The organism is Micromonospora xinjiangensis, assembly GCF_056150165.1.
This window is the reverse complement of the sequence record NZ_JAXCFO010000006.1, coordinates 391,338-405,309: the sequence shown is the minus strand read 5'-3', so window position 1 is coordinate 405,309 and position 13,972 is coordinate 391,338. Positions and strand designations below refer to the sequence as shown.

Annotated in this window: 13 protein-coding genes and 1 pseudogene; 6 read left to right on the top strand and 8 right to left on the bottom strand. The window is 71.8% G+C overall.

Annotated elements, in window-relative coordinates:
• Positions 1–85: 85 nt before the first annotated feature.
• The 4 genes from SM573_RS23340 to SM573_RS23325 form a co-directional block, all read right to left on the bottom strand.
• Positions 86–1,186: a substrate-binding domain-containing protein gene (locus SM573_RS23340; RefSeq protein ID WP_474610700.1), complete on the bottom strand. Its 1,101-nt coding sequence runs from the start codon at positions 1,184–1,186 to the stop codon at positions 86–88.
• A gap of 51 nt (positions 1,187–1,237) precedes the next feature.
• Positions 1,238–2,536 (bottom strand): multiple monosaccharide ABC transporter permease, encoded by a 1,299-nt coding sequence (gene mmsB, locus SM573_RS23335; RefSeq protein WP_474617061.1) that lies wholly within the window; start codon positions 2,534–2,536, stop codon positions 1,238–1,240.
• Positions 2,533–4,080: a multiple monosaccharide ABC transporter ATP-binding protein gene (gene mmsA, locus SM573_RS23330; protein ID WP_474610698.1), complete on the bottom strand. Its 1,548-nt coding sequence runs from the start codon at positions 4,078–4,080 to the stop codon at positions 2,533–2,535. Before mmsA ends, mmsB begins: the two co-directional genes overlap by 4 nt.
• Positions 4,081–5,085: 1,005 nt before the next feature.
• Positions 5,086–5,466, bottom strand: a complete 381-nt coding sequence (locus SM573_RS23325; RefSeq protein ID WP_474617060.1) for a YccF domain-containing protein — start codon at positions 5,464–5,466, stop codon at positions 5,086–5,088.
• A gap of 231 nt (positions 5,467–5,697) precedes the next feature.
• Here SM573_RS23325 and SM573_RS23320 point away from each other — a divergent pair, with 231 nt between their 5' ends.
• Together SM573_RS23320 and SM573_RS23315 are read left to right on the top strand one after the other, a co-directional pair.
• The gene (locus tag SM573_RS23320) at positions 5,698–6,171 is read left to right on the top strand and encodes a phage holin family protein (RefSeq protein WP_474610696.1); all 474 of its coding nucleotides are present in this window, start codon (positions 5,698–5,700) and stop codon (positions 6,169–6,171) included.
• A gap of 90 nt (positions 6,172–6,261) precedes the next feature.
• A complete protein-coding gene (locus SM573_RS23315; RefSeq protein WP_474617059.1) occupies positions 6,262–8,061 on the top strand; it encodes a thiamine pyrophosphate-dependent enzyme in 1,800 nt (599 codons plus the stop codon).
• A 29-nt stretch (positions 8,062–8,090) separates the two neighbouring features.
• Here the strand turns inward: SM573_RS23315 and SM573_RS23310 are convergent, their stop codons facing one another.
• From SM573_RS23310 to SM573_RS23295, 4 genes and pseudogenes are all read right to left on the bottom strand, one after another.
• Complete coding sequence (locus SM573_RS23310) at positions 8,091–8,255, bottom strand: hypothetical protein (RefSeq protein WP_474617058.1); 165 nt, start codon at positions 8,253–8,255, stop codon at positions 8,091–8,093.
• Between the two features lie 142 nt (positions 8,256–8,397).
• On the bottom strand, positions 8,398–8,685 hold the full coding sequence (locus tag SM573_RS23305) for a BON domain-containing protein (protein WP_474617057.1): 288 nt from the start codon (positions 8,683–8,685) through the stop codon (positions 8,398–8,400).
• Between the two features lie 197 nt (positions 8,686–8,882).
• Positions 8,883–9,431 (bottom strand): annotated as a pseudogene (locus SM573_RS23300) (STAS domain-containing protein); the annotation flags it as partial.
• A gap of 69 nt (positions 9,432–9,500) precedes the next feature.
• A complete protein-coding gene (locus SM573_RS23295; RefSeq protein ID WP_474617056.1) occupies positions 9,501–9,812 on the bottom strand; it encodes a hypothetical protein in 312 nt (103 codons plus the stop codon).
• A 221-nt stretch (positions 9,813–10,033) separates the two neighbouring features.
• On the opposite strand from SM573_RS23295, the gene SM573_RS23290 reads away from it, so the two are divergent.
• From SM573_RS23290 to SM573_RS23275, 4 genes are read left to right on the top strand one after another with little or no spacing between them, the layout of a single operon-like run.
• Positions 10,034–10,708 (top strand): response regulator transcription factor, encoded by a 675-nt coding sequence (locus SM573_RS23290; protein WP_474610691.1) that lies wholly within the window; start codon positions 10,034–10,036, stop codon positions 10,706–10,708.
• Positions 10,705–12,060: a sensor histidine kinase gene (locus tag SM573_RS23285; RefSeq protein WP_474617055.1), complete on the top strand. Its 1,356-nt coding sequence runs from the start codon at positions 10,705–10,707 to the stop codon at positions 12,058–12,060. Before SM573_RS23290 ends, SM573_RS23285 begins: the two co-directional genes overlap by 4 nt.
• A complete protein-coding gene (locus tag SM573_RS23280; RefSeq protein WP_474617054.1) occupies positions 12,048–12,620 on the top strand; it encodes a GerMN domain-containing protein in 573 nt (190 codons plus the stop codon). Before SM573_RS23285 ends, SM573_RS23280 begins: the two co-directional genes overlap by 13 nt.
• 24 nt (positions 12,621–12,644) lie before the next feature.
• Positions 12,645–13,916 (top strand): MFS transporter, encoded by a 1,272-nt coding sequence (locus tag SM573_RS23275; protein ID WP_474617053.1) that lies wholly within the window; start codon positions 12,645–12,647, stop codon positions 13,914–13,916.
• The last annotated feature ends 56 nt before the right edge of the window (positions 13,917–13,972 follow it).

Below are 13,972 nucleotides of genomic sequence, written 5' to 3'. Positions count from 1 at the left end.
TCCGTGGTCCGTGCGGAGTGTCCAGCTCCGAGAAGACGAAGGGTCCCGGAGTTCTCCGGGACCCGACGTCTTGCAGCGGTGGTGCTTACTTGGTCAGCGGCGCGAGCTTCGGGTCGTTCGCGTACGCCTCAGCCGCGTTCGCCTTGGTGACGGCGACCGGCGGGAGCAGGTAGGTGTCGACCACCTTGGCACCGTTGTTGTAGGACTTGGTGTCGTTCACCTGCGGGGTGTTGCCGGCCTGCAGGGCCTTGACCATCTCGATGGTCTGCTTCACCAGGTTCCGGGTGTCCTTGTTGATCGTCATGTACTGCTCGCCAGCCATGATCGACTTGACCGACTCGACCTCCGAGTCCTGGCCGCTCACGACCGGGATCGGCTTGCCGGCGCCCTTGACCGAGGTGATGATCGCGCGGGCCAGCGTGTCGTTCGGGGAGAGGACGCCGTCCAGCTCCTTGTTGCCGTAGGTCGAGGTCAGCAGCTGGTCCATGCGGGCCTGCGCACCCTCGGCCTTCCAGCCCTGGATGGCGGTCTGCTTGATGTCCTTCTGACCCGAGGCGACGACCACGGTGCCCTTGTCGATCTCCGGCTGGAGGACGCTCATCGCGCCGTCGAAGAAGACCTTCGAGTTGTTGTCGTCCGGCGAGCCGGAGAACAGCTCGATGTTGTACGGGCCGTTCGGCTTCTTGGCCTTCATGCCCTCGAGCAGGGCCTGGCCCTGGAGCTGGCCGACCTTGAAGTTGTCGAACGCGACGTAGTAGTCGACGTCCGGCGTGTTCACGATCAGCCGGTCGTAGGCGATGACCTTCGCGCCGGCGGCGTGCGCGGCGGCGACCTGGGTCGACAGCTGCGCGGCGTCGGTCGCGCCGATCACGATGACCTTGGCGCCCTTGGTGACCATGGCGGTGATCTGGGCCTGCTGGTCGGCGACGGTGGTGGACGCGCCCGCGTACTGCACGTCCGCCTGGAAGCCGGCCTCCTTCAGGCCGTTGGTGAACAGGTCACCGGCGAGGACCCAGTTCTCCGAGGTCTTGGCCGGCAGGGCGACACCGATCAGGGAGTTGGCCGGGAAGCCCTTGGTCTCGCTGCCGGAGCCGCTGGAGCCTTCGTCGCGGCCGGAGCCGCAGGCGGTGAGGGCAAGCATCGCGATGGCACCGACGGCCACCGACTTGCCGAGGAACTTGCGCATTGGGGTGGTTGCCTTTCTGGAAGGGTTGGTGTGGATTGCGACCGGCGGTCCTCAGCCGGCGACCGTCGTCTTGGCAGGCTCGGGGTCCGCTCCGGACGACTGCGTGGGTACGGCCGGCGTGTCCCGGCGGAACGACTTGGTGATGCTTCCGATGACCGAGAAGCGCCCCTGTCGCTTGTTGTAGACGTCCAGCGCGACGGCCAGCAGCAGGACCAGGCCCTTGATGATCTGGACGCGGTCGGTGCCGACACCCATCAGCTGCAGGCCGTTGTTGAGCACGGCCATGACCATGCCGCCGACGATCGAGCCGCTGATGGTGCCGATGCCGCCGGAGACGGCCGCGCCACCGATGAAGACCGCGGCGATCGCGTCCAGCTCCCAGCCGTTACCGTCCTGCGGGCCGGAGGCCGCGGAGCGGGCCACGAAGATCATGCCCGCGAGAGCGGCCAGGATCGACATGTTCATCATGACCATGAAGTTGACCCGCTTGAGCTTCACACCGGACAGCTCCGCGGCGCGGGAGTTGCCGCCGACCGCGTAGATGTGCCGGCCACCCGCGGTGTTGCGCGTGTAGAAGGAGTACGCGAGCACCAGCGCCACGAGGATGATGCCGGAGATCGGGAAGCTCGTGCCCACGCGGCCACTGGCGAAGCGCAGCGTGACGAAGGCCAGCACGCCCACCATGACGACGATCCGCAGGATCGAGATCCACAGGGGCGCCGGCTCGGCGTTCATCTCCTTGCGGGTCCGGCGGGCCTGGAACTCCCGCCACACGATCGCGATGGCGGCCGCGAGGCCGAGCAACAGCGTCAGGTTGTTGTAGCCGGTGTTCGGGCCGGTCTCGGGCAGGAACCCGGAGCCGATCTCACGGAAGCCCTCGGGCACCGGGATCGTGTTCGCGTTACCGATGAACTGGTTGCCGCCGCGGAAGAGCAGCATGCCGGCCAGCGTCACGATGAACGCGGGCACCCCGATGTAGGCGACCCAGAAGCCCTGCCAGGCGCCGATGACCGCACCGATGGCGAGGCCGAAGAGGATCGCAACGGGCCAGGGCAGATTCCAGTCCGCCATCGCCTTGGCCACGAGGATGCCGGTGATGGCGGCGACCGAACCGACCGACAGGTCGATGTGCCCGGCGACGATCACCATCAGCATGCCGATGGCCAGGATCAGGATGTACGAGTTCTGCTGGAACAGCGCGATCAGGTTGTCCGATCGCAGGGTCAGGCCGTCAGTCAGGATCTGGAACAGGACGACGATCGCGACCAGCGTGAAGATCATCCCGAACTGGCGGGCGTTGGATGTGGTGCCTCCGAAGAGGTTCTTCTGAAGGTCCTTCAGTCGGCTCATCGTGTCTGCATCTTCTTCGTCGAGGTCATCAGCTTCATGAGGTTCTCCGGGTCGGCGTCCTGCCGGGCGACTTCGCCGGTGATGGTGCCTTCCGACACCGTGTAGATGCGGTCGCAGAGCCCGATCAGCTCAGGCAGTTCCGAGGAGATGACGATGACGCCCTTCCCCTGGTCGGCGAGCCGCTGAATGATCCCGTAGATCTCGTACTTCGCCCCGACGTCGATGCCGCGGGTCGGCTCGTCCAGGATCAGCAGGTCCGGGTCCGTGAACATCCACTTCGCCAGGACGACCTTCTGCTGGTTGCCGCCGGAGAGCTTGTTGACGCCCTCGTCGACCGTCGGTGCCTTGATGCGCAGGCTCTGGCGGTACGCCTCGGCCGCCTTGTACTCCTCGACCTCGTCGAGGACACCGTGTCGTGCGATCTTGGACAGCTTGGCGGCGACCGTCGACGTCTTGATGTCGTCGAGCAGGTTGAGCCCGATCGCCTTGCGGTCCTCGCTGACGTACGCGAGCCCGTTGGCGATCGCGTCCGTCACCGACTTGAGCACGATCTCCTTGCCGTCCTTGAAGATCCTGCCCGATTCGTACACCCCGTACGAGCGGCCGAAGACGCTCATCGCCAGCTCGGTACGGCCGGCGCCCATGAGACCGGCGAAGCCGACGATCTCACCGCGGCGCACGGTGAAGTTCGAGTGCTTGGCGACCAGCCGCTCGGCGGAGATCGGGTGCCGGACGGTCCAGTCGCGGACCTCGAAGAAGACCTCGCCGATCTTCGGCGTGTGGTCCGGGAACCGGCTGTGCAGTTCCCGGCCGACCATGCCGCGGACGATCCGGTCCTCGTCGACGCCGTCGCCCTTGACGTCCAGCGTCTCGATCGTGTGGCCGTCACGGATGATGGTGATCCGGTCGGCGATCGCCTCGATCTCGTTCAGCTTGTGGGAAATGATGATCGAGGTGATGCCCCGCTCGCGGAAGCCGCGCAGCAGGTCCAGCAGGTGCTGCGAGTCGTCCTCGTTGAGCGCTGCGGTCGGCTCGTCGAGGATGAGCAGCTTGACGTCCTTGGCGAACGCCTTGGCGATCTCCACCAGCTGCTGCTTGCCGACGCCGATGTCCTTGATCAGGGTGTCCGGGTCCTCCCGGAGCCCGACCCGGGCCATCAGCTCCAGCGCCTGCCGGTTCGCCGCCTTCCAGTCGATCGCGCCGTTCTTGCGCGGCTCGTTACCGAGGAAGATGTTCTCGGTGATCGACATGTGCGGGATGAGGGCGAGCTCCTGGTGGATGATCACGATCCCGGCCCGCTCGCTGGCCCGGATGTCCGAGAAGCGCGAGACCTCGCCCTGGTACACGATCTCGCCGTCGTAGCTGCCGTACGGGTAGACCCCGCTGAGCACCTTCATGAGGGTGGACTTACCGGCACCGTTCTCACCGACGATCGCGTGGATCTCGCCCGCGCGCACCACCAGGTTCACGTCGGACAGGGCCTTGACCCCGGGAAACTCCTTGGTGATGGAGCGCATCTCCAGGAGGATCGGCACGTCACTCATTGTTCGCACCACCTCGCCAACGTCATGGATGCCTCCGGGAAGCGTCTAGCCCTCAAGGATTTGTTGCCGTCGGCAACCTATTCGGATCTGAGGGTCGTTCGCAAGCTCGGGTGCAGCCAATTCCGTAACAACCCGGTAATAATGACCCCCGGTCGGCTCGCCCGCCAACGCCGCAGGTGCGATCCGTACCACATTCGTCACGGGCTGTAACGGCGAGTACACTCGTGTCGTTCCATGCCCGTGACCAGGGTCAGACCCGCTGGTCGACTACTGTCGGCAGCGGCCACGGGCTGATCATGGCAGTCCTGGGTGACGGCCCCTCCACCGCCCTCCGGCCGTGCGCGATAGGTGCCCGGTTGGGCGTGACCGCCGGGTCCGCGTCGTTCCTCCCGTCCGGCAACGGCTGTCTGCTTCGCGCCGCACCCCACCCCGGCCGCGTCGGTGCCCTCTGCGCGGGGGTCTCCGGGCCGCGTGCTCTCCGGCGCTGTTGGTCCTCCCGTTCCCCGGCGGAACACGACGCGGGTTGCGCCGACGGATGGCGGTCGACCTCTGGCCGCCCGGCGTCGCGCCCGCTCTCGTCGTGGTGCGCAAGCGGAGTCGGCCTGGGACCCACGTGCCGACGGACGCGGCTTCCGACGGCGGCAGCCTCCGGTGACCGGCATCACCCGCCGTGGCGATGCCGTCGTCCCCGGTACCCCCGCCAACCGCCTTTGCTCCGCACCCCCCGATGCGCCAGCCACGCGCTGTGACCGGCTCCGACCCGTCGAGGTTGATGCGAACTGCGGAACTCGCAGGTCAGGACGGTGGTGCACATAGGGTGGCAGAGCAAAGGCGCCGAAGAGATGTGGCGTCGCCGACCGCGCCGTCACCTATGGTGGGATTCCGTCCCCTTACGCTGCGTGATGGCTGCGCCGGCTCGGCACCGGGCCGTCGTGCCGGCACCAACCCCGCGCCGTCGTGCCGGTGCCGGTGCCCGTGCCGCTCCGGCGTCGACGGTGCTGCCGCTCAGGGCGTGTCGACGACCTCCCGGCCCAGCGGCCAGAACGCCGCCGGCACCAGCTTGAAGTTGGCGATGCCGAAGGGGATCCCGATGATCGTCACGCAGAGCGCGACCCCGGCGACGACGTGGCCCAGCGCCAGCCACCAGCCCGCCAGCACCACCCACAGGATGTTGGCCAGTCCGGAGCCGATGCCCGCGCCCGGCTTCGGCACCACCGTGCGGCCGAACGGCCAGAGCGAGTAGACGGCCAGGCGCAGGGCGGCGACGCCGAACGGGATGGTGACGACCAGGGCGAAGCAGATCAGCGCGGCGACGCCGTACCCGATCGCGAGGACGATGCCGCCGCCGAACACCAGCCACAGCACGTTCAGCAGGAAACGGACCATGCTTCGAGCATGACCCCCGCGCGCCACCGCGCACCGACCGCGCCACCGCACACCGTCGGGAGTGGGCGGACGGTGGCGGCCCGACCTTCTGACGTCGCGGGCCTCGGTCGCGCGGCGAAACGGTGGCGGCGGGGGCTCGCGGATCAGCGCACCGATCCCCTCGCCGGTGCCCGAATGCCGCCCCGCTCGCCGGGTACCCAGGCGGCCCGGAACGAGCCGAGGGGAGCGGAAATGAGTGATGTCGTCGCAGGTGGGTCGCGTGGTGACGGGCGGCGGGGTGGCCCGTCCGACAGCCTCGCGGAGAGCGTGGCCGAGGTGGTCCGCGCGGAGGTGCGGACGGTGCGCGGTGAGCTGGTGGCCGCTCTCCGGCCGGCGGGGATCGGCGTCGTGCTGCTCGGCGCGGCGGGTGGGTGCGCGGTGCTCGCCGTCGGGGCGGCGTCCACCACCGTGCTCCGGATGCTCGAATCGTTCCTGCCCCGCCGGCTCGCCGTCGCGGGGCTGACCGGGGGCTACGTGGTGGCCGCCGCGTTCCTGGGCAGGCTGGGTCTGGACCAGCTGCGGTCCGCCGGAGGCAAGCCGGCGCGCATCGCCGACGAGCTGCGGGACGCCGTCTCCACCACCGCCAACCGGATCCTGCCGGCCGGCGCCGCGGCGGGCGGTGACGGGCGGCACCAGGCCCGTACCGACACGGCGCGGGAGCGCTGACGCCGCGCACCTCCTCGGGGTGGACCCTCCGACCTGGGGCATTTCTCCTCTTTGCGGGGATATCCCGCTGCTCGTCCCCGAAGATGGCGGGTGACGGCCGAGCCCCACCACCAGGAGGACGACGTGCAGGAGATCGTTGGCGAGAGCCTGGCCCGCCGGCTGGTGGAGTGGGGGGTGGACACGATCTTCGGCCTGCCGGGCGACGGGATCAACGGCCTCATGGAGGGCTTCCGCCGGCACCGGGAGAAGCTGCGGTTCGTCCTGGTGCACCACGAGGAGGCGGCCGCCTTCATGGCCACCGGGTACGCGAAGGCCACCGGCCGCCTCGGCGTCTGCGCCGCCACCTCCGGGCCGGGCGCCATCCACCTGCTCAACGGCCTCTACGACGCCAAGCTCGATCACGTGCCGGTGCTGGCGATCACCGGCATGCAGGAGACCTCGGTGCTCGGCGCGCAGTACCAGCAGGAGGTGCACACCACGCAGCTCTTCCACGACGTGGCCGCGTACAACCTGATGGTCACCAACCCGCAGCAGATGCCGGCGGTGGTGGACCTGGCCATCCGCAACGCGCTGAGCAAGCGGACCGTGGCGCACCTGACCTTCCCCAACGACATCCAGGTGGCCCCGATCGGCGAGGACCCGTACCGGCACGTCAGCCCGGGCACGCCCCCGTCGAGCAGCGCGATGGTCGCCCTCCCGCGGCTGTCGCCCGACCCGGAGGAGATCGCCCGGGCGGCCGACGTGCTCCGGCAGGGCCGCAAGGTGGCCATGCTGGTCGGCGCCGGGGCGCGGGGCGCGCGCGAGGAGGTGCTCGCCCTGGCGGAGGCGCTGGCCAGCCCCGTCGTCAAGACCCTGCCCGGCAAGCACGTCGTGCCCGACGACCATCCGCTCACCACCGGCGGCCTCGGGCTGCTCGGCACCCGGCCGAGCGAGGACCTGATGGAGGAGTGCGACACCCTGCTGATGGTGGGCACCTCCTACCCGTACGGGAAGTACCTGCCCTCGCCCGGCCAGGCCCGGGTGGTGCAGATCGACGTCGACCCGAGCCTCATCGGCATGCGGCTGCCGCTGGCCGTGGGTGTCTGCGCGGACGCCCGGCTGGCCCTGCGTCACCTGCTGCCGCTGGTGGACCGGCGTGACGACCGGTCGTTCCTGGAGAAGTACCAGCACGAGACGCGGACCTGGCACGCCGACATGGCGAGCCTGCGGGACCCGGGGCGGCACCCGATCGCGCCCCAGTACCTGATGGGCTGCGTCGACGAGGCCGCCGCCGACGACGCGATCCTGACCTGCGACTCCGGCACCATCACCACCTGGTCGGCCCGGCACTGGACGATTCGGGGCGGCCGCGAGTACTACCTCTCCGGCAACCTCGCGAGCATGGCGCCGGGCCTGCCGTACGCGATCGCCATCCAGCACGCGTACCCCGGCCGGCAGGTCATCGCGTTCGTCGGTGACGGCGGGTTCGCCATGCTGATGGCCGAGTTCCTCACCGCCGTACGGCACGAGCTGCCGATCAAGGTGATCGTCAACAACAACAACGCCTACGGCGAGATCCTCTGGGAGCAGATCCTGCTCGGCTACCCCGAGTACGCCGTGCGGCACCGCCCCCCGGAGGCCGACTTCGGCGCCTGGGCCCGGGCCTGCGGCGGCTTCGGCGTCAAGGTCACCGATCCGGCCGCGCTGCCCGACGCGATCAGGCAGGCGCTGGCGCACCCGGGGCCCGCGCTGGTCGACTGCGACGTCAACGCCGACGAGCCGCCGATGCCCGGCAAGGTCAACTACGAGCAGGCGAAGCGCTTCACCGAGTCGTTCCTGCGGGGTCAGCCGCGCAAGATCGCGACGTTGGCGAGCGTCGCCCGGGACAAGCTCAACGAGCTGCGCACCTGACCGGGGTCGGCCACCCGCCCCGCGGGCGCTCAGGCCAGCAGGTGCTCGTCGCCGCGCAGCCGCAGCTCCTGGCGCACGGCCGCGGGAGCGCGCACGACGCGGACGCGGGTGGCGCCGTCGCCGGCCGCGCCGATGACGGCGGCGACCGTCCCCGCCACGCCCGGGTCCAGCTCGAACACGCCGGAGAAGTCCACCTCCAGCTCCCGGGGCGGTGCGCCCTGAGCGCGTCGCCGATCGCCGTGCGGAAGGCGTCCAGGTCGAGGCGCCCCACCGAACCGCGCAGCGCCAGGACGACCGTCCCCGAGGAGCGGATCACCGACGTGATCGACATCCCGCTCATCCCTGGCCGCGCCGGCGGCCCGCCAGGCGAAGGGTGTTGCACACGTCGAAGACGCCGGGCACGTCCCAGGCGAGTTCGGCCGCGACGTGGCGCACGTCCGCGCTGGCCACCACGCCGGAGAGGATCACCACCCGGTTCTGCACGGTGACCTCGATCTGCTGGTTGCGGGTCGTCCAGTCGGCGGCCAGCCGTTGGGCGACGAGCGTGGAGAGCCGGATGTCGTCGCCCAGCGGCTCGGGCGGGGGTGTGTAGGGGTGCGCGGCGTCGTCGGGCCAGGGTGGCACGGGTGTCTCCTCCGGGTGGTGCGTCGGTTCGTCGGTGATCAGGTCCGCGTCGCGCGGGCGCCGGCGGTCTCGGTCCGGCCGGGCGGTGCGGTGTCGACGCGGTCGGGTGGGGCGGTGTCCGGCGGGGCGGTGTCGGCGGCTCCGCCCGAGGTGGGGCCGGGCGGAGCCGGGTGGCCCGCCCCGGGCGGGTCGCTCTCGCGCGGGCCGAACGCCGCCGCGTCGCGGGTCTCCGCCACGGCGAGCACCCCGTCGAGGCGCATCGTGTGCAGCACGGTCAGGACGAACCGGGACGGCGCGACCAGGTAGAGCGTCTTGCCGCGCTGCCGGGCCTCCTGGTGGGCGCGGACCAGCAGGCCCAGGCCGACCGGGTCGATGACGTCCACCTCACCGAGGTCGACGAGGACCCGGTCGCCGAGGTCGGCGGCGTCCCGCAGCGCCCGCCGCACCATCTCCCGCGAGTCGGGCTCGGCGGCGGTGAGGGGCTCACCGACCTCGTCCAGGTAGTCGATGGCGAGCCCCTGCGCGCCCGCGGCCGGCTTCCCGGCGGGCCCCTCCTCGGGCAGCGTGAGCGCGCAGCGGGGGCAGTGGTGCGGGCCGGAGGCGAAGGGGGAGCCGACCCAACCGTTCTCGAAGACCAGCGTCCAGACGACCTCCGCGTCGGGGAGGACGCACGCCGTGCCGGTGATCGTGTCGCCGCAGCCGTCGCAGATCAGGGTCATGAGGTGATCCGCGGGTACGACGGTCATCGTCGGTCCTCTCGTTCGTCGCGGGCCGTGGGGAACGGCGCGATCGGTGGCCTGCGGGGGTGGGATCGGTCAGCGTCGCCGGAGGGTGCCCGCGCCGTCGGGAACGGTCGGCGAGTCGCGGTGCCGACGGCCGGCCGTCACGAGGGCCAGCAGCACCGCGGCGGCGGCGCAGCCCGCCTGGACCGCCAGCCGGAGGCCGGGCAGACCGTCGACGTCGGCGCCGGCCACCCGCGCGACGATCGAGCCGAGCAGCGCGGCGGCCACGCCGAGGGAGAGGGTCAGCCAGAAGGGCGCGACCCGGCGCCCGGGCACCGCCCACCGCCCGACCACGCCCACGGCGAGCCCGACGACCAGTGCGTGGACCAGGGTCTCGCCGCTCACGCGCACCTCCTTCGTCACGCGCGGGACGACGCGGCCGGTGCCCGTGCCCGCTCGCGAGCCGACCCCGGCCCCGGACCCGTGCCACGCGCCGGCAGGGCCTGGCTATCACCCTGGGTGACGATCTTGGAGGTGGCCACGCGGTTCCATGACAGTTGTGTGACAAATCCGGGGAACGGCGACCACGGTTGGGCCTGCCCCCGCCCGGCGGGGATGATGCCGATATGACGGCCGTGCTGGTGATCGAGGACGACGACCGCATCCGGCTGGCGCTGCTGCTCGCGCTCGAAGAGGAGGGCTACCAGGCGCACGGCGTGCCGACGGCGGAGGAGGGGTTGCGGCGGCAACGCGCCGAGCCGGCGGAGAACGTGCTGGTCGACCTCATGCTCCCGGGGATGGACGGGTTCGAGTGCATCCGGCAGTTGCGGCGCGACGACGACGTGCCGATCGTGGTGATCAGCGCGCGGGACGACACCCACGACATCGTGGCCGCGCTGGAGGCGGGTGCCGACGACTACGTGGTGAAGCCGGTGGCGATCAAGGAGCTGTCGGCGCGGCTGCGGGCGCTGCGCCGCCGGGGTCGTGCCGGGGCGGCACCGGTGAGCAGCCAGGTCTTCGGTGACCTGGAGGTCAGCCCCGAGGCCGGCGAGGTGCGCCGGGCCGGCGAGGTGGTGCCGGTCACCCGCACCGAGTTCCGGCTGCTCTGCGAGCTGGCCGAGCACGCCGGCCGGGTGCTGTCCCGCCGGCAACTGCTGCAACGCGTCTGGGGGTACGACACCGGGGACGAGCGCCTGGTCGACGTGCACGTCGGACGGCTGCGGCAGAAGATCGAGGAGGATCCGGCCAACCCGCGGCACCTGGTCACACTCCGGGGTCTCGGCTACAAGTTGCAGCGATGACACGTCTCGGACTGCGGGCACGGGTCACCGCCGCGTTCGCCGTCGGCGCCCTGCTGCTGGCCGCGTCGATGGCGCTCTTCTCGTACGACCTGACCCGGCGCTCACTCCTGGAGGAGCGGGAGCGGACGGCGGTGCGCGCCGCCTACTACGACGCCGCCGTCGTGCGTGCCGGTCTCGACACCGAGGCTCCCGACGTCGTCGAGGTGCTGCGGTCCCTGGACACGGGCAGCAGCCGCCGCCCGCTGCTGCACCGCGACGGCCGCTGGCACAGCCGCTCGGCCGAGATCAACGGCAGCCCGGTCCCGGGGGACCTGCAACAGGTGGTGCGCTCCGGTGACGCCGCGGTGCAGCGGATCACGGTGGCCGGCCAGCCCACCCTGCTGGTCGGGGTCCCGGTGTCGGACACCACCAGCTATTACGAACTCACCTCGCTGCGCGAGGTCGCGCAGACGCTGCGGGTGGTCGCGCTCACGCTGACCGCCGTGGCCATCATGACGGCCGGGTCCGGCGCGGCCCTCGGCTGGTACGCCACCCGGCACAGCGTGCGCCCGCTCACCGCGGTGGCCGACGCCGCCGAGCGGATCGCGGCCGGCGACTACACCACCCGCCTCGACGTGACCACCGACCCGGACCTGACCCGGCTGTCGACCTCGTTCAACCGGATGGTCGACGAACTGGTGGAGCGCATCGACCGGGATCGCCGCTTCGCCGCCGACGTCAGCCACGAGCTGCGGTCGCCGTTGCAGACCCTCGCCGCCGCCGCGAGCGTCCTGGGCCGCCGCCGCGAACACCACGACGAGCGTACGGCGACCGCGGCGCGACTGGTCGCCGAGGAGATCACCCGCTTCCAGCGTCTCGTCGACGACCTCATCGAACTCGCCCGCACCGAGCAGCCCGCCCAGCGCGAACTGGTCGACGTGGTGACGCTGGCCCGGGAGACCTGCCGCGCGCGCGGCCTCCCCGCCGACCTGGTCCGGGCCGGCCCCGGGTCGACGACGGAGTGGCTGGTCGACCGGCGCCGGTTCGAGCAGATCCTGCTGAACCTGCTCGACAACGCGATCCGGTACGGCGGTGGCCCGGTCGCCGTACGCCTCTCGTCCCACCCGCCCGAGACGGGTGTGCTGGAGGTGGACGACGACGGCCCGGGCGTGCCCGCCACCGACCGGGAGGCCATTTTCGACCGCTTCGTCCGCGGCCGGGCGGCGCACTCCCGCGCGGACAGCGACGGCACGGGTCTCGGGCTGGCGCTCGTCGACCAGCACGCCGCCGCGCACGGCGGACGCGCCCTCGTCGTCGACCGCCCCGAGGGCGGGGCCCGGTTCCGGGTCGAGCTGCCGGGATGCCTGCCGTGAGCCGCCGCGCGGGGGTGGTCCTCCTCGTCGCGCTGCTCGTCGGCGGCTGCGGGGTGCCGGTCGACGACGCGCCTCGCCGCGTCCAGGCGCCGCCCGGCCCGTTCCCGACGCCCGCGACGGCCAGCCCGACCGCCGCCACGGGCCGGGTCGACGAGACCCTCTGCTTCGTCCGGGACGACCGGCTGGACCGCGCCGTACGACGGGTCGAGGCGCTGCCCGGCGTCGACCTGCACCTCCAGCACCTGCTGGCCGGGCCGTCCGCCATGGAGCGGGAGGCGGGGAGCACCAGCGCCCTGCCCGGCACGGTGGTCGTGGCCGGCGTCCGGGTCACCGGCACGCTGGCCGAGGTGGACGTCCGGGCCGCCGGGGAGGACACCGGGCGCAGCGACGAGGTGCTCGCCTTCGGACAGATCGTCTGCACGCTCACCACCCGCCCCGACGTGGAGCGGGTCTCGTTCCGGCGGGACGGGCGGCCGTTGGACGTGCCGCGGGCCGACGGTTCCCTCTCCCAGGATCCACTCACCCTGGCCGACTACCGGGCGCTCCTGCCGGAGCGCTGACCCTCGGACCGGTAGCCTGCCGCCATGAACCCAGGCCCGGCCACCGCTCGTGCGTCCCTGTGGCGGGACCGCGCCTTCGGCACGTACTGGGCGGCGCAGTCGCTCTCGGCCGCGGGTGACGCGTTCGCCTACCTCGCCGTCCCGCTGCTGGTGCTGCACGCCACCGGGTCGGTCGCGCAGATGGGCCTGCTCACCGCCGTGGCCGGGGCCGCGTCCGTGGGCGCGGGGGTCTTCGGCGGTGTCCTCGTCGACCGGTACGACCGGCGCACGCTGATGATCGCGGCGGACCTCGCGCGGCTCGTGCTCTACAGCCTCGTTCCGCTGGCCTGGCTCGCCGGACCGCAGGTCTGGCTGCTCTTCGTCGTCCTGCCGATCAGCGAGGCGGCCGGGATGGTGTTCCAGATCGCGGCGGTCGCGGCGGTGCGCAACCTGGTGGACCGGGACCGGATCACGGAGGCCAACGGACGGTTGCAGGCCACGTACGCGCTCGCGGCCGTGGCCGGGCCGCTGCTCGCCGGCGTGGTGTCGGCCCGCTTCGGTGCCACGGCCGCGATCGCCGTCAACGCCGCGAGCTTCGCGCTCTCCGCCGTGGGGCTCGCGCTGATCCGGTTCCGGTCGCTCGCCTCGCGCGACGGTGCCGCTGGCCGTCGGGAGGGACCGGTGACCGAGTTCCTCGCCGGAGCGCGATTCCTCTGGCGCGAACCCGTGCTGCGGGCGCTGACCGTCCTGCTGTCGGTCTTCGTCTTCCTGACCTACGGCTTCACCGACGTGCTGGTCTACCACGTCAAGCACGACCTCGGCGGCTCCGACGGCACGGTCGGGACCGTGCTGGGCCTGGCCGCGCTGGGCACCGTCGCGGGCGCCCTGCTCGTGGCGCCGCTGCGCCGCCGTCGCGGCTTCGGCACCGCGTGGATCGGGGCGCAGCTGGTGTGCGGTCTGGCGATCGCGGGCGTGGGCCTCGCGGGGAACGTCCCGGCCGTCACCGTCCTCACCGCGGTGTACCTGTGCGGCCTCAGCGTGGGCGGTATCTCCTCGATGTCGCTGCGTCAGGAGATCACACCGGATCACCTGCTCGGCCGGGTCACCTCGGCCTTCTGGAGCACGCACTACTCGCTGGGCCCGGCGGGCGCGGCCGTGCTGACCTGGGCGGCCGGCCGCTTCGGCGTGGCCGTGGTGACTGTGGTGGCCGGCGCGGGGTGCGTCCTGATCGCCCTCGGTGGACTGTGCACACCGATCCGTCGCGCCGGGACGCCGCAGGCTGCCCCGAGGGCGCAGCCCGCACCGGCCGGGGCCTGAGCCGGCCCCGTGCGGGCGCCCCGGCCCGGCGCCGTCGCGCCGACCCGTCCCGAGCG

What these genes read in the sequence shown, in the direction of transcription:
- SM573_RS23340 (WP_474610700.1), bottom strand. Translation starts at nt 1,186, where the DNA reads ATGCGCAAGTTCCTCGGCAAGTCGGTGGCCGTCGGTGCCATCGCGATG.
- mmsB (WP_474617061.1), bottom strand. Translation starts at nt 2,536, where the DNA reads ATGAGCCGACTGAAGGACCTTCAGAAGAACCTCTTCGGAGGCACCACA.
- mmsA (WP_474610698.1), bottom strand. Translation starts at nt 4,080, where the DNA reads ATGAGTGACGTGCCGATCCTCCTGGAGATGCGCTCCATCACCAAGGAG.
- SM573_RS23325 (WP_474617060.1), bottom strand. Translation starts at nt 5,466, where the DNA reads ATGGTCCGTTTCCTGCTGAACGTGCTGTGGCTGGTGTTCGGCGGCGGC.
- SM573_RS23320 (WP_474610696.1), top strand. Translation starts at nt 5,698, where the DNA reads ATGAGTGATGTCGTCGCAGGTGGGTCGCGTGGTGACGGGCGGCGGGGT.
- SM573_RS23290 (WP_474610691.1), top strand. Translation starts at nt 10,034, where the DNA reads ATGACGGCCGTGCTGGTGATCGAGGACGACGACCGCATCCGGCTGGCG.
- SM573_RS23285 (WP_474617055.1), top strand. Translation starts at nt 10,705, where the DNA reads ATGACACGTCTCGGACTGCGGGCACGGGTCACCGCCGCGTTCGCCGTC.
- SM573_RS23280 (WP_474617054.1), top strand. Translation starts at nt 12,048, where the DNA reads ATGCCTGCCGTGAGCCGCCGCGCGGGGGTGGTCCTCCTCGTCGCGCTG.
- SM573_RS23275 (WP_474617053.1), top strand. Translation starts at nt 12,645, where the DNA reads ATGAACCCAGGCCCGGCCACCGCTCGTGCGTCCCTGTGGCGGGACCGC.